General features: G+C 70.2%; 15 protein-coding genes. 8 read left to right on the top strand and 7 right to left on the bottom strand.

Features of this window, described 5'->3' with window-relative positions; all coding sequences use genetic code 11:
* Positions 1-44 precede the first annotated feature (44 nt).
* From ACZ5VQ_RS16045 to ACZ5VQ_RS16030, 4 genes are read left to right on the top strand one after another with little or no spacing between them, the layout of a single operon-like run.
* Entirely contained in the window at positions 45-1,007 is a 963-nt protein-coding gene (locus ACZ5VQ_RS16045; RefSeq protein ID WP_383944683.1) for an ABC transporter permease, read from the top strand.
* Complete coding sequence (locus tag ACZ5VQ_RS16040) at positions 1,007-3,049, top strand: dipeptide/oligopeptide/nickel ABC transporter permease/ATP-binding protein (protein ID WP_469105799.1); 2,043 nt, start codon at positions 1,007-1,009, stop codon at positions 3,047-3,049. Before ACZ5VQ_RS16045 ends, ACZ5VQ_RS16040 begins: the two co-directional genes overlap by 1 nt.
* Positions 3,050-3,101: 52 nt before the next feature.
* Complete coding sequence (locus ACZ5VQ_RS16035) at positions 3,102-4,142, top strand: oligopeptide/dipeptide ABC transporter ATP-binding protein (RefSeq protein WP_469105798.1); 1,041 nt, start codon at positions 3,102-3,104, stop codon at positions 4,140-4,142.
* Positions 4,142-5,077, top strand: a complete 936-nt coding sequence (locus ACZ5VQ_RS16030; protein WP_469105394.1) for a dihydrodipicolinate synthase family protein — start codon at positions 4,142-4,144, stop codon at positions 5,075-5,077. Before ACZ5VQ_RS16035 ends, ACZ5VQ_RS16030 begins: the two co-directional genes overlap by 1 nt.
* A gap of 26 nt (positions 5,078-5,103) precedes the next feature.
* On the opposite strand, the gene ACZ5VQ_RS16025 is transcribed toward ACZ5VQ_RS16030, so the two are convergent.
* Complete coding sequence (locus ACZ5VQ_RS16025; protein ID WP_469105393.1) at positions 5,104-5,757, bottom strand: TetR/AcrR family transcriptional regulator; 654 nt, start codon at positions 5,755-5,757, stop codon at positions 5,104-5,106.
* A 110-nt stretch (positions 5,758-5,867) separates the two neighbouring features.
* Here ACZ5VQ_RS16025 and ACZ5VQ_RS16020 point away from each other — a divergent pair, with 110 nt between their 5' ends.
* Positions 5,868-6,257 (top strand): VOC family protein, encoded by a 390-nt coding sequence (locus tag ACZ5VQ_RS16020; RefSeq protein WP_362087424.1) that lies wholly within the window; start codon positions 5,868-5,870, stop codon positions 6,255-6,257.
* Positions 6,258-6,339: 82 nt separating this feature from the next.
* Here ACZ5VQ_RS16020 and ACZ5VQ_RS16015 read toward each other — a convergent pair whose 3' ends face one another.
* From ACZ5VQ_RS16015 to leuA, 6 genes are all read right to left on the bottom strand, one after another.
* On the bottom strand, positions 6,340-7,500 hold the full coding sequence (locus ACZ5VQ_RS16015; protein WP_469105797.1) for a sialidase family protein: 1,161 nt from the start codon (positions 7,498-7,500) through the stop codon (positions 6,340-6,342).
* Between the two features lie 271 nt (positions 7,501-7,771).
* On the bottom strand, positions 7,772-8,443 hold the full coding sequence (locus ACZ5VQ_RS16010; RefSeq protein ID WP_469105392.1) for a response regulator: 672 nt from the start codon (positions 8,441-8,443) through the stop codon (positions 7,772-7,774).
* Entirely contained in the window at positions 8,440-9,798 is a 1,359-nt protein-coding gene (locus ACZ5VQ_RS16005) for a sensor histidine kinase (protein WP_469105391.1), read from the bottom strand. Before ACZ5VQ_RS16005 ends, ACZ5VQ_RS16010 begins: the two co-directional genes overlap by 4 nt.
* Before the next feature lie 76 nt (positions 9,799-9,874).
* Entirely contained in the window at positions 9,875-11,986 is a 2,112-nt protein-coding gene (locus ACZ5VQ_RS16000; protein WP_469105390.1) for an MMPL family transporter, read from the bottom strand.
* Between the two features lie 273 nt (positions 11,987-12,259).
* Complete coding sequence (locus tag ACZ5VQ_RS15995; protein ID WP_469105389.1) at positions 12,260-12,970, bottom strand: TerB family tellurite resistance protein; 711 nt, start codon at positions 12,968-12,970, stop codon at positions 12,260-12,262.
* Between the two features lie 172 nt (positions 12,971-13,142).
* Positions 13,143-14,864 (bottom strand): 2-isopropylmalate synthase, encoded by a 1,722-nt coding sequence (gene leuA / locus ACZ5VQ_RS15990; protein ID WP_469105388.1) that lies wholly within the window; start codon positions 14,862-14,864, stop codon positions 13,143-13,145.
* Between the two features lie 417 nt (positions 14,865-15,281).
* On the opposite strand from leuA, the gene ACZ5VQ_RS15985 reads away from it, so the two are divergent.
* The 3 genes from ACZ5VQ_RS15985 to ACZ5VQ_RS15975 all read left to right on the top strand — a co-directional run bounded on the left by ACZ5VQ_RS15985 (position 15,282) and on the right by ACZ5VQ_RS15975 (position 18,112).
* Positions 15,282-16,352 carry a M4 family metallopeptidase gene (locus ACZ5VQ_RS15985; protein ID WP_469105387.1) on the top strand — a complete coding sequence of 357 codons (1,071 nt, stop codon included), beginning with the start codon at positions 15,282-15,284 and terminating at the stop codon, positions 16,350-16,352.
* 54 nt (positions 16,353-16,406) lie between these two features.
* Positions 16,407-16,673, top strand: coding sequence for a protealysin inhibitor emfourin (locus tag ACZ5VQ_RS15980; protein WP_143632025.1), 267 nt, complete (start codon positions 16,407-16,409; stop codon positions 16,671-16,673).
* Between the two features lie 98 nt (positions 16,674-16,771).
* Entirely contained in the window at positions 16,772-18,112 is a 1,341-nt protein-coding gene (locus ACZ5VQ_RS15975; RefSeq protein WP_469105386.1) for a GH1 family beta-glucosidase, read from the top strand.
* The last annotated feature ends 169 nt before the right edge of the window (positions 18,113-18,281 follow it).

Raw genomic sequence — 18,281 nt, 5'->3', positions numbered from 1 at the left:
CCTGAAGGGGTCGGCCGGTTTGGACGCGAGGAGAGAATTCACCCGTGATCGCGATCGTCAGAATTGTGGGGCGGCGGATCGTCCTGCTCGTGCCGTTGATGCTCGGGATCATCCTGTTCGTGTTCGTCGTGATGCGGTTCTCGGACAGTGATCCGGCGTCCGCGTACTTCCAGGGCGCGAACCCGACCGAGCAGCAACTGCACGACTTCAGGGAGCGCAACGGGCTGCTGGATCCGTTCCCGGTGCGGTACTTCGACTTCGTCGGGGACCTGATCCGGGGTGACATGGGAGTCAGCGCGCTGACGCGGGCCCCGGTCGTCGACCAGGTCACCACCGCGCTGCCGCTCACGATGCAGCTGACCTTCCTGGGCCTCGGCATCGCGGTGGTGCTGTCGCTGATCGGCGGGGTCACCGCGGCGATCTACCGGGACCGGTTCCCGGACCAGCTGATCCGGGTCGTCTCGCTGACCGGTGTCGCGGCGCCCGGTTTCTGGCTGGCGCTGCTGATGATCCAGTACCTGGCCGTGGACCTGGGCTGGTTCCCGACCAGCGGATACGTCAATCCCGCGGACTCGTTCACCGGGTGGCTGAAGACGATGACGCTGCCCGCGCTGGCGCTCTCGCTGCCGGTCGCCGCCCAGCTCACCCGGATCGTGCGCACGGCGGTGGTGGAGGAGCTGGACAAGGACTACGTACGGACGGCGATCGGCAGCGGGCTGCCGCCGGTGGTCGTGGTCGGGCGGAACGTGCTGCGCAACGCCCTGATGAACCCGCTGACCGTCCTGGGTCTGCGGGTCGGCTATCTGCTCGGCGGTGCGGTCGTCATCGAGACGATCTTCAATCTGCCGGGGATGGGAAAGCTCATGATCGACGCCGTGAAGAACGGTGATCCGGCCGTCGTGCAGGGCGGTGTGCTCACGATCGCCTTCGGGTTCGTGGTCGTGAACCTCGTCATCGACATCCTCTATCTGCTGGTCAACCCGCGCCTGAGGAGTGCCGAAGCATGATGCTGATGTACCGGAAGCGGCTGGCGGAGAAGCTCTCCCTGCCCGGCATCCGCCTCAGGGGCTTCAAGCGCCTCCCCCTGATCTCGCGGATCGCGGTGGTGGTCATCGGGGTCGTCGTCCTCACCGCCCTGCTCGCCCCGCTGATCGCCCCGCACGACCCGCTCGACCAGGTGCCCCTGGTCGACAACGGCCACGGTGAGGGCGCGCCGTCCGGCGAGCACTGGATGGGGCAGGACAGCCTGGGCCGCGACATCCTCAGCAGGCTGATGTACGGGGCCCGTTGGTCCCTGGCGATCGGGCTCGGCGCCACCGGACTCGCGCTCGTCGTGGGCGCGCTGATCGGCGCGATCGCGGCGACCTCGCGCAAGGCGGTCGACGAGACGCTGATGCGCTGCCTCGACATCGTGATGGCCTTCCCGGGCATCGCGCTCGCGGCCGTCTTCGTCGCCGTGTTCGGCGGCAGCATCCCGATCCTCATCGGCGCGATCGCCTTCCTCTACATGCCGCCGATGGCACGGGTCGTACGGGCCAACGTGATGGACCAGTACGGCGAGGACTATGTGACGGCCGAGCGGGTGATAGGAGCGCGTACCCCGCACATCGTGTGGCGGCACGTGGCCATCAACTGTGCCGCTCCGGTCCTCGTGTTCTGCACCGTGCAGGTCGCCGAGGCGATCGTCTTCGAGGCGTCGCTGTCCTTCATCGGCGCGGGTGTGCGGCCGCCGGACCCGTCCTGGGGCAGTGTCATCGCGGACGGCAAGAACATGGTGCTGACCGGCGGCTGGTGGGCGACCGTCTTCCCGGGGCTGCTGATGCTGGTCACCGTGCTGTCGCTGAACATCCTCTCCGAGGGCGTCTCGGACGCGTGGGCGGCGCCGGCCGCGCGGGACGTCGAGGCGCGCGAGGAGGAGGACCGGCTTGAGGCGCCCGAGCCCGGCAGCGGCAAGGTCCTCGAACTGCCGGGACTGATGGAGGCGGCCCAGCGGCTGCGCACCCGGGCACGGCCTCTTCCCGAGGGGCAACCGGTGCTGAGCGTGGAGAACCTGGCCATCGGATTCGATGCCCGCCACGGGGGTGTGGACATCGTCGACGGCATCAGTTTCGACGTACAGCCCGGTGAAGTCCTGGGCCTGGTGGGCGAGTCGGGCTGCGGCAAGTCGCTGACCGCGCTCGCCGTGATGGGCCTGGAGCCGAAGGGCGCCCGGGTGCGCGGCCATGTGCGGTTCAACCAGCGGCAGTTGGTGGGCGAGCCGATGAGCGTACGCCGCAAGCTCCTGGGCCACGAGATGGCGATGATCTACCAGGACGCCCTCTCCTCCCTGAACCCGGCGATGACAATCCGCGCCCAGCTCAAGCAAGTTGTGAGGAGGGGCGGCACGCGCACGGGCACCGAACTCCTCGAACTGGTCGGCCTGGACCCGGAACGCACCCTGCGCAGCTACCCGCACGAACTGTCCGGCGGCCAGCGCCAGCGCGTCCTCATCGCCATGGCGCTCTCCCGCGACCCGAAGCTGATCGTCGCCGACGAACCGACGACCGCCCTCGACGTCACCGTGCAGGCGCAGATCATAGAGCTGCTGCTGCGGCTGCGCGCCGAACTCGACTTCGCGCTGATCCTCGTCTCGCACGACCTGGCCCTCATCGCGGACGTCACCGACCGGGTGGTCGTGATGTACGGCGGCCAGATCGTGGAGTCGGGCGTGACGGCGGACCTCGTCGAATCCCCCTCCCACCACTACACCCGCGGGCTGCTGGGCAGCGTCCTGTCCCTTGAGTCGGCGGCCGAGCGGATGACGCAGATCAAGGGCGTCGTACCGTCGCCCGCCGACTTCCCCGCGGGCTGCCGGTTCGCCGACCGCTGCCCGATGGTGACGGACGTGTGCCGTACGACGGCTCCCCGGCTGACGGGCCCGCCCCGCCGCCACGAGGTGGCCTGCCACCACCCGGCGATCGCCCTGACGGCGACCCCGACCGGACCGGCCGAAGCAACGGGACCGACCGGATCAGCCGGACCGACCGAGCCGACGGAAGCGAGGCCGTGAGGTGATCCAGCTTGTCGATGGCCATGAAGTGAGCCGCCCCGAGAGCCCACTCGTGGTGGTGTCCGACGCGCACGTCGTCCACAAGGCGCGCACCGGCGGCCTGTTCTCACGCGACCGGGTGTACGCCCTCACCGGCGCCGATCTCACCATCGCGCCCGGCGAGACGGTGGGCGTCGTCGGCGAGTCCGGCTGCGGCAAGTCGACGCTCGCCAAGGTCCTGGTGGGGGTGCAGAAACCGACGTCCGGCACGGTGTCCTTCCGGGGCAGCGACCTGTGGACGATGCCGCCGGCCGAACGGCGGGTCACGGTGGGCGCCGGCACCGGCATGATCTTCCAGGACCCGTCGACCGCCCTGAACCGCCGGCTGACGGTACGGCAGATCCTGCGCGACCCCCTCGACGTGCACAGGCGGGGAACGGCCCCGCAACGGGAGGAGCGGGTAAGGGAGTTGATGTCCCTGGTGGGCCTGCCCAAGGCACTGGCGGACGGACTGCCCGGACAGCTGTCGGGCGGCCAGCGCCAACGGGTCGCCATCGCACGCGCGTTGGCCCTCGACCCGGACCTGGTGGTGGCGGACGAGCCGACGAGCGCGCTGGACGTGTCGGTCCGCGCCCAGATCCTCAACCTCCTCCTCGACCTGAAGGAACGGCTGGGCCTGGCCCTGGTCTTCGTCTCCCACGACATCCAGACCGTACGGAGGATGAGCGACCGGGTCATCACGATGTACCTCGGCCGGATCGTCGAGGAGTCCCCGGCCGACGAGGTGACGGACGGGTCCCGGCACCCGTACACACGAGCCCTCTTCTCGGCGACACCGGGGCTGCTGGACCCGATCGACCCGATCCCGCTGGTGGGCCCCGTACCGTCGGCCACCCGCCCGCCCAGCGGCTGCCCCTTCCGCACCCGCTGCTGGAAGGCGGACTCGGTCTGCGCCGGGACGATGCCGGACTTCGCGGCCGCTTCGAGTCCCGGGCACCGGTTTCGGTGCCACCATCCTGTGGAGGACGGCCAGTCGACACGCGACCTGGTCGCACAGGCCGTCACCACCGTTCCGGAGGCCACCGCCATGGCCGAGATGCCCAGGGAGCCCTAATGCCCATGCCCGCCCCGCTGACCGGTGTCGTCCCGCCCGTCTGCACGCCCCTGACACCGGACCGTGAGGTGGACGTCCCGTCGTTGCTGAGGCTGGTGGACCACTTGGTGGGGGGCGGGGTGGACGGCCTGTTCGTCCTGGGTTCCTCGTCGGAGGCGGCGTACTTGACGGACCGTCACCGTCGGCTGGTCGTCGAGTCGGTGGTGAGCCATGTGTCCGGCCAACTCCCCGTACTCGCCGGGGTCATCGACATGACGACCCCGCGCGTCCTCGGCCACGTCCGGTACGTGACGGAGGCGGGCGCCGACGCGGTGGTCGCGACGGCCCCCTTCTACACCCGCACGCACCCGGCGGAGATCGCCCGCCACTTCCGGTTGATCGCCGCCCACTCCCCGGTACCGGTCTTCGCGTACGACCTCCCGGTCGCCGTCCACTCCAAGCTGGGCACCGAGTCGGTGCTGGAGCTGGCGGCGGAGGGGGTGCTGGCCGGGCTCAAGGACTCCAGCGGGGACGAGGGAGGCTTCCGGGCCGTCGTGACCGGGGCCCGTGCCCATCCCGGAATCTCCGGGTTCTCGGTGCTCACCGGGTCCGAGCTCGTCGTGGACAGTGCGTTGGCGATGGGCGCGGACGGGGCGGTGCCGGGGCTCGCGAACGTCGACCCGCACGCGTACGTACGCCTGTACCGCCTCTGCCGTGAGGGGGACTGGGAGCGGGCCAGGGCCGAGCAGGAGCGGTTGTGCTCGTTGTTCGGGATGGTGCGGGTGGGGGATGCGGGGCGGATGGGTGGCAGCTCGTCCGCCCTCGGCGCCTTCAAGGCGGCCCTGCACCTGAGGGGCATCATCGCCTGCCCCGCCACCGCCGAGCCACAGGTCCCCCTGTCCCCGGAGGAGACCGAAGGGGTGGGGAAGTTCTTGGCGGGGGCGGGCTTGTTGTAGGACAAGCACCGGGCGCTTCGCCCGGGTCACGCCGCGGCGTAGTCGGCGAGTGAGGGCTCCAGGAGGCCGAAGGCGCTGTCCGCCTCCGCGATGACGGCGGCGGAGATCCGGGCGTTGTCCTGGCCGGCGAGCGTGAGTTCCTGGATGCGCCGGAACAGGGTGCGGTGCACGGCGCCGAGCAGGGCGGCGGCGGTGCGGGGGGTGATGTCGTCGCGGGTCGCGCCGGTGGCCTCGGCCAGGGCGTCGACCAGGGCCGCCTCGCGCAGGTCGTGCAGGTCGCGCAGGCGGGCGGAGAGGGTGGGGCTGTCGGCGATCATGCGGGCGAAGTCGGGGCCGGAGAACCCGGCGACCGGTTCGGCGGCCGTCGCCGCGTCGGTGAAGGCGCGCCGCAGTGCCGCCAGGGCGGACTCGCCGGTCCGGCGATCGGCCACGGTGCCCGCCAACGAGGCGATGAAGGCGTCCTGGTGATCCATGGCCAGGTCTTCCTTGCGCGGGAAGTAGTTGGTCACCGTCTTCTTGGCGACCCGTGCGGCGGCGGCGATCTCGGCGATGGTGGTCTGCTCGAAGCCCTGGGCCATGAACAGGCGGGTGGCGTGGTCGGAGATGAGCTGCCGGGTCTCCTGCTTCTTCGATTCCCGCAGGCCGACAGGGGGCGCGAACGAGCTGGCGTCGGTAGTCATGGGGCAATCTTACACTCGTAGCATTTTTATGTTGACACCCTCGTGTGCACTGGGCTAACTTTACGTCCGTCGCAAGTTTTCCACGGAGCTAAGAACTGAGGGGAACCACCTTGCAGATCACCGTTTCCACCGTGTCGCTCACCGTCGACGACGTCGCCGCCTCCCAGCGGTTCTTCACGACCCACCTGGGCTACACCGAACAGGCCGCCGCCGACGGCTTCGCCTCCCTGACCCGCCAGGACGCCGCGGTCGACATCGTCCTGCTCGCCCGGGGCAACGAGATCCTGCCGGCCGACCAGCGCGACCAGCACGCCTCCGGCCTGATCATCGCCTTCACCGCCTCCGACATCCAGGACGAGGAGAAGCGCCTGCGGGCCGAGGGCGTCGACATCACCATGCCGCTGCGCGAAGAGCCCTGGGGCGAACGCCTCTTCCAGATCACCGACCCCAACGGCGTGATCGTCCAGTTCGTCGAGTGGGCAGCACCGGCAGCCCCCTGATCCCACAACTGCGCGAGCAGCGGCCCGCCCCGTACGGCGCGGCCGTGGTGGAGGGCAGGGGCGGCGGGGGCGAAGAAGCCCCCTACCCCCTCAGCTCGCTCACCGGCACCCGCCGGAACTCGATCGACTCGTACATCCCCGTGGCCCCTGTCTCGTACAGGACCCCGACCCGGTCGGAACCCAGTTGCACGAGGTCGGAGTACGCGGCCGGCCGCGTGGACAGGGTCCTCGCCTTGGTGAAGGAGTGCCCGGCGTCCGCGCTGCGCCAGACCGCCATGGACTGTCGGACCGTGGGCACGGACGGCCCGGAGAAGAGCAACGGAGCCCCCACCCCCCGGCCACCGCCCGTCAACTGCAGAACACTGCCCTGAACCACCGGCACGTCATTGAGCGTCGGCTGAACCAGATAGGGCCGGTCGAGCGTCACCCCCCCGTCACTGGAGTAGCTGTCGAGCCGGTTCCCCACACTACTCCCGTGCTGATCCCGCGCACTGAAGTACAGCCGCCCGTCGGGCAGTTGGGCCACGGCGTTCTCGTTCGCGTTGTCGACCCCGTCGTACGACTCGTCCACGAACCCGACCCGCCACGTCACCCCACCGTCATCGCTGTAGATCGCGTGCGCCCCGTAGTACTTGGCCTCCTGCCCGGTGTCGGCGGAGCCGGCCGCCGGCGAGGCCGAGTGGTTGGAGGGCACGACGAGCCGCCCGGCGTACGGCCCCCGGGTCAGAGCCACCGCGTGCCCGGGCCCGGTGGCATACCACCGCCACCCCGGCAGCTTCACCGCCCCGGTGATGTCCCGGGGCGCGCTGAAGCGACGCCCGTCGTCCCGGCTCGTCTGCACGAAGACCCGTCGGCTCTGCTCGGCGGTGACCTCCCCGCGCATGATCTGCGCCTCGGTCACAGCACCGCTGTTGTAGGACGTGAGGAGGACGACCTTCCCGGTCCGGGGGTCGACGACGGGCGCCGGATTGCCGCGTGTGTCCCCCTTCCCGGCCGCGACGACGGACAGCGGCCCCCAGGTGCAGCCACCGTCGAAGGACCGTCTGAGGACGACGTCGATGTTCCCGGTGTCCCCGGCACCGTCGCGTCTGCCCTCGGCGAAGGCGAGCACGGCACCCGTCCGGGTCGTGACGGTGGCGGGGATGCGGTAGGTGTCGTACCCGTTCTGCCCGGCCGCGTACGGAACGGAGGAGACACACCCCCGCGACGGTCGTTCCGCGGCGAACGCGGTACCGGTGGACACGAATCCGGAGGCGAGTCCGACGGTGAGCCCCGCGACACCGGCAAGGGCGATCGGACGAAGACGACGACGCGTGGAAGCCACGGTTTCTCCTGAGAACGCACAGAGACGGACGTGAGACAGCGGACGTGAGACAGCGGACACGGGACACAGGACGTGGGGGGAACATAGGACGTGGGATGTCCCCGTGAAGGGTGAAACTAGTGCGCACCACGGGACAGAGCAATGCCCGTGCAACCAAAGGCAGTTGAGGGGCGCCCGAACTCGGACGAACTCAGACAGTCCCGGGTATCACAAGCCCCGACTCGTACGCCACGATCACCAGCTGCGCCCGGTCCCGCGCCCCCAACTTGCCCATGATCCGGCTGACATGGGTCTTCGCGGTCAGCGGACTGAGCCCCAGCGCGTCGGCGATCTCGGAGTTGTTGAGACCGCGCGCGACCAGTGCGAGCACCTGCCGTTCCCGCTCGGACAGCCCGCTCGGCCCGCCGACCGCGGACGTCGTCGCGGTGTCCGGCGCGCGCAGGAAGCGGGCGATGAGCCGCGAGGTGGGACCGGGCGAGAGGAGGGACTCCCCCGCGGCCACCGTCCGGATGGCGTCGAGGAGTTCGGCCGGCCTGATGTCCTTCACGAGGAAGCCGGACGCCCCGGCCCGCAGTGCCTCGACGATGTGCTCGTCGGTGTCGTACGTCGTCAGGACGAGCACCTTCACACCCGCGAGATCCTCGTCGGCGGCGATGAGCCGGGTCGCCTCGATCCCGTCCAGGTCGGGCATGCGGATGTCCATCACGATGAGATCGGCCCGCGCCGACCGGGCCAGCGCCACGGCCTCCCGCCCGGTCCCCGCCTCGGCGACGACCTCCATGTCCCCGGCCGACGAGACGAGCATCGCGAAGGAGGCCCGTACGAGGTTCTGGTCGTCGGCGAGCAGTACGCGGATCGTCATCGAGCCTCGTCCTTCCGGGACAGCGGCAGTGTGGCGGTCACCTCGAAGCCCTCGGCGGGCCCCGGTCCGGCGTCCAGTGTGCCGCCCACGCTACGGGCCCGCTCCCGCATTCCGACGAGCCCGAACCCCGGCGTGCCGTCGGACGGATCCGCCCCGCCGCCCGTGTCCGCGTCCCCGCCCGTCCCGTCGTCCGTGACACTCACCCGCAGGGCGCCGTCCGCGGTCCACAGGCCCACCCGCACGGTGAGGTCCTCGCGGCCACCGTGGCGTACGGCGTTGGTGAGCGCCTCCTGCACGATCCGGTACGCGGCGGCGCCCACGGAGGGCGGTATGCCGTCCGCGCGGACGGACAGTTCGACCTTGGCCCCGGACACCCGGCCGGACTCCGCGAGACCGGCCAGTCCGTCGATCCCGGGCAGCGGCCCCCGCATGTCCTCGGCCCCGGAAACGGACCCGGAACCGGCTCCCGTTCCCAGGTCTCCGCCCATTCCCACGACCGCGTCGTGCGCCCGCAGCACCTCCAGGGTCGTACGCAGCTCACCCCGGGCGGTCCGGCAGGTCCCCGCGATGTCGTCCAGCGCCTGGGCGACGGCCTTGCGGTCGAGGCGCTCGGGGTCGGCGGTGAGGACGTGGGCCGCCACGGACGTCTGCACGCCGATGAGCGTGATGCTGTGGGCGAGCAGGTCGTGCAGGTCCCGGGCGATCCGCAGCCGTTCCTCGGCGACGCGGCGCCTGGCCTCCTCCTCGCGGGTGCGTTCGGCGCGCTCGGCCCGGTCGACGATGGAGGCGACGTACCGGCGGTAGAACCGGACGTCGATTCCGATGAACAGGATCGCGATGATCCAGCCGGAGATCCGCAGGAACTCCAGCGCCCCCTTCGGATTGGTGAGGCCGTTGATGATCACTGTCGGGCCGAGGACGGCGACACCGGTGAGCAGCGTGCGGCGTACGGTGCCGGTCGCCGCGACCGTGTAGAGCGCCAGGAGGGTCGCGGGGATGGGCAGGGCGTGGTTGTTGTCGAGGGCGTGGTACGGAGCCACGCAGGCCGCCACCCCGAGCAGGGCCACCACCGGACTGCGCCGCCGCCACACGAGGGGCACGTGCCCGGCGAGCAGCAGCGTCCAGCCGAGCGGGTCGGGCCAGGTCCCTTCGCCGCCCATCAGGGCGATGGCGACGGCGAGCACGGCGACGCCCATCGCGAGGACCGCGTCGTTGCGGGTGCGGTGCGGCGCGGTCAGCGGTTCGCGGTTGATGGCGGACATGACGCGCTCGACACGACGGGACCGCCCGCCGCCGACCGCCGTCTCCGCTGCCGACCGGTCGCGTACCCCTGTGGTCGTTCCCCGTTCTTCCACGGCTCCATCTTCCGGTACTCGTGCGGGCACCCGGGCGCCTCTCCGGGAGGAGAGGCGCCCGGGTGAGCCCGTCGTGTCAGGGCGCACCGACGGGTTCCGCCTGCCGTGGCGGCCCGGCCGGTTCGGCCGGCTCGGGCTCCCGCGAGAGCACGCCCGGCCACCACACCTTCCGGCCCAGGGCGACACTGGCGCTGGTCACCAGGTACGTCCGTACGAGGAAGGTGTCGAGCAGGACGCCGACGGCGATCACGAAGCCGAGCTGGACCAGCTGCACCAGGCCCATGTTCGTCAGCACGGCGAAGGTCGCGGCGAGGACGAGTCCGGCGGAGGCGATGACGCCGCCGGTGGTGCGCAGCGCGGTGAGCGCCGCTGCGGCCGGTTCCACTCCCGCCAGGGACTCCTCCCTCATCCGGTGCATGAGGAAGATGCCGTAGTCGACGCCCAGGGCGACGAGGAACACGAAGGACAGCAGGCCGAGCCCCGGATCGGTGCCCTCGAAGCCGAGGAGCGGTCCGAAGACCAGCCCGCCGATCCCGAGGGAGGCGCCCCACACCGCGACGACCGCGACCACCAGGAGCAGCGGTGCGACCAGACTCCGCAGCAGCCCGATCAGGATGAGCATCACGGAGACGAGGACGAGCGGCACGACGATCTTCGTGTCCCGGGCGTTGGTGTCCTCCAGGTCGATCTGCTGGGCGCTGGCCCCGCCGACGTAGGAGCCCTTCAGTTCGTCCCGCAGGGACTTGATGGTTGCGGTCTCACCCGCCGACTGGGGTGCGCTCTTGGCGAAGACGGAGATCTCGGTCCAGCCGTCTCCCGTACGCCCCTTCTCCGCGCTGTCGACTCCCGGAGTGCCGCGTACGGCCGCGAGGGTCTCGTCGGCGCGGCCCTGCGGGGTGACCACGTCGATGGGCTGGCTGCCGCTCTCGGGATAGGACTTGGCCAGGGTCTCCATCGCGACGACGGCCTCCGGCTTGTCGACGAAGGAGTCCTCCTGCTTGACGGGTCCCGGCAGGTTGAGCGAGCCCAGGGCGAGGGCGCCGAGCAGTACGGCACCGCTCGCGAGCACGGTCAGCGGCCTGCGTCCGGCCGAGCTGCCCATCGCCGAGAACAGGCTCCGGCGCTGCTTGGGCTCGCTCCCGAAGGCCGGCACGAGCGGCCAGAACACCCGGCGTCCGACCAGTACGAGGATGGCGGGGAGCAGGGTCAGCATCGCGATCAGCGCGCACAGCACGCCGACCGTACCGAGCGGGCCCATGCCCCGGCTGCTGTTGAGATCGGCGGCGAGCAGGCACAGCAGTCCGACGGCGACGGTGCCGGAGGAGGCGAGCACGGCGGGCCCGCAGCCGCGCAGGGCGGCGACCATGGCGTCGTACGGTCGCTCGATGCGCCGCAGTTCCTCCCGGTAGCGTGAGACGAGCAGCAGCGCGTAGTCCGTGCCCGCCCCGAACACGAGGATCGTCATCACGCCCGAGCTCTGCCCCGAGACGGTCGTGCCGAAGGCCTGGTTGAGGCCGTAGGCGACACCCATCGACATGTAGTCGGCGATCCCGGCGACGACGAGGGGCACGAGCCACAGCACGGGGCTGCGGTAGATCAGGATCAGCAGGATCGCGACGACGGCGACGGTGGTGTAGAGCAGCGGTCCGCCGAGCGAGTTGTAGACCTCGGCGGCGTCGGTGGCCAGCGCGCCGGTGCCGCCCACCTCGACGCTCAACCCGCCTTCGCCCTGGGCGACTTCGCGGACGTCGTTGACGAGTTCGTCCCGCAGTTCCTCGTTCGTCCCGGGCTCGTTGCTGGCGACCGGGTACATCAGGGTCGTGCCGTCCTTGGACGGAACCCCCTTCGGAGCACCGCCGATCAGCTCGTGCTGCCGGGCGATCTCCGCGACCTGCCCGGCGGCGGTCTCCCGGTCGGCGGCGCTGAGCCCGCCGTCCCGGTGGTAGACGAGCACCATCTCGGTGGTCTCGCCGCCGGGCAACTTCTCCTGGATCTCCGCCACTTGCGTCGAGTCGGCGCTCGCCGGCAGGTAGTCGGTGACGCGGTCGTGCTGCACGTCGGCGAGCTTCGCCGCGAACGGTCCGACGAGCGCGAGCACGGCAATCCACAGCCCGAGCACCGCCCATGGAACGGCTCGCCTGCGTCCCGACCCCAGCCTCGTCGTAGCGGTTGTCTCTCCGGCCCCCATTGACCGATCTCCCTCCGGGTGACGTCTGCTTCGGTCCCCAGACTTCCGTCGAAGACCACGGCTTTCGTCGGGCGGGAGGGCGAGGCGGGTTGTACTGCCGGGGGCGGCGACGAGGACGGACTACTCCCCCGGGAGTAGCCCAGGGCGCGCCCCTCAAGGGGCGCGGGGAACTGCGCACCCAGCCCCTACCGACCCGCAGGAATCACTCACCCCCCGCCCGGAGGGCACGGCGCCCGCCGGAAGGGCGCGAGGGGCCCGGGCTCCACCCGGGGCTCACGACGGCGTACGCGCCGCCGTGAGCAACCGCGTCACATCATCCGCGGGGATCGTCAGCGCGGCGCCCACCGTCGCGAGGGTCTCGCGTTCGGCAGGTGTGTACGGCCCGTCGGCGAGAGCGATACGGGCGCCCTGGAGGAGGATGGCCTCCCGGCCGCCGGGGGCAAGGTGGGGAGCCAGCGGGTCCAGGGCCTCGTGGAGCTCTATGGCCAGACCGGGCCCGCAGGGTTCGCCGAAGATCCGGCCGGTGTCGGCGGCGAGCGCCTCGACGAGGGCCGCGAGCTGCTCCTCGGTGCAGTCGTCGAAACCGGCCGAGCGGACGGCGCTCGCGGCGGTCTCCAGGGACGTACGGGCGCAGGTGCCGCCGGCGGCCAGGACGGCGAGGGCGACGGTGTGGACGGCGTCGCGGAGCATCGCCGAGAAGCGGGTCGTGGTGGGGTGGTCGAGGACGTCCGCGCTGTAGTGCTGACCGCAGGCCGCGCACTCGACGACGGGACCCGTCTCGCCGCGCGGGAGGACCGGGACGCCGAGGCAGGTGAAGCGGCGGCGGCCGGTGAGGCGCTGGTAGTTGCGGTCGCCTCCGCAGCCGGGGCAGAAGAACTCGCCGTCGCCGACGGTGGTCCACGCCGTGCGGGTTCCGAGGATGCGCGAAACGCCCATGGAGCCGGCGCGGACAAACCGGCCGTTTCGTCCCCGTCCTGGCAGCACGTCGCACCTCCGTAACGCCGCGGCAACATCGCCGCGTTGGCGTGATGTTAGCCACATTGTTGAGGAAGAGTCAGTACCCAGGGCGAGACCACTCTGTGACATGGCTTGATACACGCCGCGGTCCCGCCCGCCTGTGAGGCGGACGGGACCGGAGAAACGCAGGTGAACGGCCTTATCGGGTCGCGCGGTTGACCGCGGAGACCACGGCCTTCAGTGAGGCGCGTGTCGTATTCGCGTCGATGCCGATTCCCCACAGCACCTTGTCGCCGATCGCGACCTCGATGTACGAGGCGGCCTGCGCGGACGCGCCCTCGCTCATCGTGTGCTCCTGGTAGTCGAGCAGCCGGGCGTCGATCCCGATGCCCTGCAGGGCATGGAAGAACGCCGAGATCGGGCCGTTTCCGGTACCGACCAGAACGGTCTCGGTGCCGTCCACCTCGGCCTCGACGGTGAGCGTGTCGACGCCGTCACGGTCGGTCGTGGACTGGCCGTTGCTGACCTGGATACGGCCCCAGGGGTTCTGGGCGTTCGGCAGGTACTCGTCCTGGAAGACCGCCCAGATGTCCTTGCCGGTGACCTCGCCGCCCTCGGCGTCGGTCTTCGCCTGGATGATCTTCGAGAACTCGATCTGCATCCGCCGCGGCAGGTCCAGCTTGTGGTCGTTCTTCAGGACGTACGCGATACCGCCCTTGCCGGACTGCGAGTTGACCCGGATGACGGCCTCGTACGAGCGCCCGACGTCCTTCGGGTCGATCGGCAGATACGGAACGGCCCACTCGATGTCGTCGACGGTGACGCCCTTCGCAACCGCGTCGGCCTCCATGGCGTCGAAGCCCTTCTTGATGGCGTCCTGGTGGGAGCCGGAGAAGGAGGTGTAGACCAGGTCGCCCACGTACGGGTGGCGCGGGTGGACCTCCATCTGGTTGCAGTACTCGGCGGTGCGCCGCACCTCGTCGATGTCCGAGAAGTCGATCTGCGGGTCCACACCCTGGGAGAACAGGTTCATGCCCAGCGTGACCAGGTCGACGTTGCCGGTCCGCTCGCCCTGCCCGAACAGACAGCCCTCGATACGGTCGGCCCCGGCCATCAGCGCCAGCTCGGCCGCCGCGACGGCCGTACCCCGGTCGTTGTGCGGGTGGACGGACAGGCAGACGTACTCACGGCGGGACAGGTTGCGGCTCATCCACTCGAAGCGGTCCGCGTGCGTCGACGGGGTCGAACGCTCCACCGTGGCAGGCAGGTTGAGGATGATCTCGCGGCCCGGACCCGGCTGCCAGACGTCCATGACCGCCTCGCAGACCTCCAGGGCGAAGTCCAGCTCGGTGTCCGTGAAGATCTCGGGGCTGTACTGGTAACCGAAGGTCGTCTCCGGGCCCAGCAGCTTCTCCGCGTACTCCACGACCAGCCGCGTGCCGTCGACGGCGATCTGCTTGATGTCGTCCCTGGAGCCACGGAAGACGACCCGGCGGAAGACCGGGGCCGTGGCGTTGTACAGGTGGACGGTGGCGCGCTTGGCGCCCTTCAGCGACTCGACGGTCCGCTCGATCAGGTCCTCGCGGGCCTGGGTCAGTACGGAGATCGTGACGTCGTCCGGGATCGCGCCCTCGTCCTCGATGATCGAGCGCACGAACGCGAAGTCGGTCTCGCCGGAGGCGGGGAATCCGACCTCGATCTCCTTGTAGCCCATCTTCACCAGCAGGTCGAACATCTCGCGCTTGCGCGCGGGCGACATGGGGTCGATCAGGGCCTGGTTGCCGTCACGCAGGTCGGTGGAGAGCCAGCGGGGGGCGACGGTGACCCGGTTGTCCGGCCACGTACGGTCGGCGATGTCGACCTGGTCGTACGGGCGGTACTTGTGGATCGGCATGGAGGTGGGCTGCTGGCGGTTCGCCATGATGCGAGGGGCTCCTCTTGGTCCGCTTGATCCTCGGAGAGAATCCGAGGGACGGCCGACGGCGCAACGCCGAACTCCGCGGGGAGGGGGTCGGCCTCGACTACAGGCCCTCGCCGCGGCAGCTAAGGAGAAGCAGCCCGAAACGCATGATGCTCCGCATGTTAGCCGAGCCAAGCCCCACGCGAGGGTTCGTATCAGTATGCGGGACGCGAGGGAATTACTGCACAAAAGGTGCAGAAGGTCACACAGACCCACGGTTGCGCGCCCCTTCAGGGGCGCGGGGAACTGTGCGAGTAGCCACACACAGCCCGCAGCCGTACCACAAAGAGTCACCCCCACGGCGCCCGTATCCCCGCATTTCACCAATCATGGTTGCGGCTGGTGACACGTAAATCACACAGTGCAATGGTGCGGGTCATGACGACAAACGGGGGCTACGAGCCCGTCTTCTGCACCATCGTTCCGCCCCACGTCCTCGACACCCTGGCCCAGGCCGAGGACCCCGCCCTCGCGGGCAAGGCGCGCCGCACCCTGGAGCGCGACGCCTTCGAGCGCACCCACCGCCGCCTGACCACGGTCATCGGCGCGCCCACCCTGGCCCCGCCGAAGGGCGCCGCCGAGGACAAGCCGAACCGCACGATCCACGACGCGAAGCACAAGCAGGACCTGCCCGGCAAAAAGGTCCGCGGCGAGGGCGACAAGCCCGGCAAGGACGCCACGGTCAACCGCGCGTACGCGGGCCTGGGCGCGACCTTCGAGCTGTTCCAGAAGGCGTACGAACGGAACTCGATCAACGCCGAGGGGCTGCCGCTCAACGCGACCGTGCACTTCGGCGAGGACTACAACAACGCCTTCTGGAACGGCGAGCAGATGGTCTTCGGCGACGGTGACGGCGAGATCTTCCTCGACTTCACCATCCCGGTCGACGTCATCGGCCACGAGCTGGCCCACGGCGTCACGCAGTACACGGCGAACCTCACGTACTTCGGCCAGCCGGGTGCCCTGAACGAGCACTTCTCGGACGTCTTCGGCGCGCTCATCAAGCAGTACACGCTCGGCCAGACCGCCGCCGAGGCCGACTGGCTGATCGGCGCGGGCCTGCTGGCCCCGCGCGTCACGGGCACGGCCCTGCGCTCGATGAAGGCCCCCGGCACGGCGTACGACGACGACGTGCTCGGCAAGGACCCGCAGCCCGCCACCATGGACGACTACGTCCAGACGGGCCGCGACAACGGCGGCGTCCACATCAACTCCGGCATCCCCAACCACGCCTTCTACCTCGCCGCGACCGCGCTCGGCGGGCACGCGTGGGAGCGCGCGGGACGGATCTGGTACGACGTGCTGACCGGCGGCGAGATGGGCTCGAAGGCCGACTTCACGGACTTCGCGACGCTGACCGTGGCCAAGGCCCGCGCTTCGTTCGGCGAGGGCGACGAGCTGCAGGCCGTGACGAAGGCGTGGGAGCAGGTCGGGGTACGGACCGTGTGACCGTGGCCCGGGCCTCCGTTTCGTAGTGGAGCCGTTTCGTACTAGACAGGACCCATGCGTATTCAGGTGAGGCGCACGGGCGGATTCGCGGGCATCGAGCGGTACGCCGAGGTGGAGACCTCGGGACGCGTCGACGCCCAGGAGTGGCACGCCCTGGCCGAACAGGCGATCACGTCCGGCCGGGGCACGCCTCCCATCGGGGTTCCGGACGGCTTCAGCTACCAGATCACCGTCAACGGCAGGACGGTGTACTGCGCGGACCCCCGCTTGACGGAGGAACAGCGAAAGCTGATCTCAAGAGTCCTGAAGGAGGGCGCGTAATAGGGGCGTGTAAAAAAGAAGGCCGCGGGGGGCGCCCCGCCGGAACAAGTAACGGCCACTTCACCCAACCCCGTTGACTTCGCTCACGGCCGCTACAGATGATCGCGCGCATGGCGAACACGGCGACGAACCCGATACCCCAGTTCCCGGCCGGCTTCCTCTGGGGCGTGTCCACCTCGGCCCACCAGATCGAGGGCGCTGCGGACAAGCGCGACCCCTCGGTCTGGGACGCCTTCACGGCCGAACCGGGGCACATCAAGGACAACTCCACCGCGGCGGTGGCCTGCGACCACTACCACCGCTACCCGGAGGACGTCGCGCTCCTGCGCGGCCTCGGCGTGGACGCGTACCGCTTCTCGATCTCCTGGCCGCGGGTGAACTCCCCCGGCGGCCTGGACTTCTACGACCGCCTGGTGGACGAGCTGACCGCGGCGGGCGTCCGCCCCGTCCCGACCCTCTTCCACTGGGATCTGCCGGTGTCGGTCGAGGAGGCGGGCGGCTGGCTGAACCGGGACACGGCCGAGCGCTTCGCCGAGTACGCCGCCCTGGTGGCCGACCGGCTCGGTGACCGTATCAGCAAGTGGATCACCCTCAACGAGCCTGCCGAACACACCCTGTTGGGCCACGCCCTGGGTGCCCACGCGCCGGGCAAGCAGCTCCTCTTCGACTCACTGCCCGTCGCCCACCACCAGCTGTTGGGCCACGGCCTTGCCGTACGGGCCCTGCGCGCGGCCGGAGTCGCGGACATCGGCATCGCCAACTCGCACGGACCGACCTGGCCCGCGTCCCAGGAACCGGAGGACCTGGAGGCGGCGGCCTTCTACGACATCCTCCTCAACCGGCTGTTCGCGGACCCGGTGCTGACGGGCCAGTACCCGGAGGGCCTCGGCGAGTTGATGCCCGGCGACGTCGAGGCCGACCTGAAGGTCGTCTCGGAGCCGATCGACTGGTACGGGATCAACTACTACGCCCCGACGAGGGTGGGCGCGCCCCAGGGCTCGGAGATCGAGTTCGGCGGACTGACGATGCCCGCCGAACTCCCCTTCTCCGTAAGGGAGATCGAGGGCTACCCGGTCACGGACTTCGGCTGGCCGGTGGTCCCTCAGGCGCTCGCGGAGCTGCTGGTGGACTTCCACAGGCGGTACGGCGACCGGCTTCCGCCCATCGTCATCACGGAGAACGGCTGCTCGTACGAGGGACTCGACGACCAGGACCGGATCACGTACCTGGACGGTCATCTGCGGGCGCTGCACCGGGCGTCGGAGCAGGGCGTGGACGTCCGCGGCTACTTCGTGTGGTCGCTCCTCGACAACTTCGAGTGGGCGGAGGGGTACGCGCGCCGCTTCGGCCTCGTCCACGTGGACTTCGACACGCTGAAGCGAACGCCGAAAGCGTCGTACGGCTGGCTGAGGGACGTAATCCAAACTCAGGGAGGGTGAGCCGGGGAGTTTCTCGCCCCCGCCGCCCCTACCCTCCCCCACTCTCGGCTTCGCTCGAGCGGGGGGACCCCCATCGTCCCTTTCGGGGGCTCCGCCCCCGAACCCCCGCTCCTCAAACGCCGGAGGGGCTGATTTTCAGCCCGTCCGGCGTTTGAGGACGAGGCCGTTC

It is taken from the genome of Streptomyces sp. NPDC033178 (assembly GCF_055577685.1).
The sequence above is the reverse complement of the archived record's forward strand: the minus strand, read 5'-3'. Positions and strand labels throughout refer to the sequence as shown.

Excerpts from the sequence above, each read along its gene's own strand:
- ACZ5VQ_RS15985 (WP_469105387.1), top strand. The coding sequence starts at position 15,282 with ATGACGACAAACGGGGGCTACGAGCCCGTCTTCTGCACCATCGTTCCG.
- ACZ5VQ_RS16000 (WP_469105390.1), bottom strand. The coding sequence starts at position 11,986 with ATGGGGGCCGGAGAGACAACCGCTACGACGAGGCTGGGGTCGGGACGC.
- leuA (WP_469105388.1), bottom strand. The coding sequence starts at position 14,864 with ATGGCGAACCGCCAGCAGCCCACCTCCATGCCGATCCACAAGTACCGC.
- ACZ5VQ_RS16040 (WP_469105799.1), top strand. The coding sequence starts at position 1,007 with ATGCTGATGTACCGGAAGCGGCTGGCGGAGAAGCTCTCCCTGCCCGGC.
- ACZ5VQ_RS16025 (WP_469105393.1), bottom strand. The coding sequence starts at position 5,757 with ATGACTACCGACGCCAGCTCGTTCGCGCCCCCTGTCGGCCTGCGGGAA.
- ACZ5VQ_RS16010 (WP_469105392.1), bottom strand. The coding sequence starts at position 8,443 with ATGACGATCCGCGTACTGCTCGCCGACGACCAGAACCTCGTACGGGCC.
- ACZ5VQ_RS15975 (WP_469105386.1), top strand. The coding sequence starts at position 16,772 with ATGATCGCGCGCATGGCGAACACGGCGACGAACCCGATACCCCAGTTC.
- ACZ5VQ_RS16030 (WP_469105394.1), top strand. The coding sequence starts at position 4,142 with ATGCCCATGCCCGCCCCGCTGACCGGTGTCGTCCCGCCCGTCTGCACG.
- ACZ5VQ_RS15980 (WP_143632025.1), top strand. The coding sequence starts at position 16,407 with ATGCGTATTCAGGTGAGGCGCACGGGCGGATTCGCGGGCATCGAGCGG.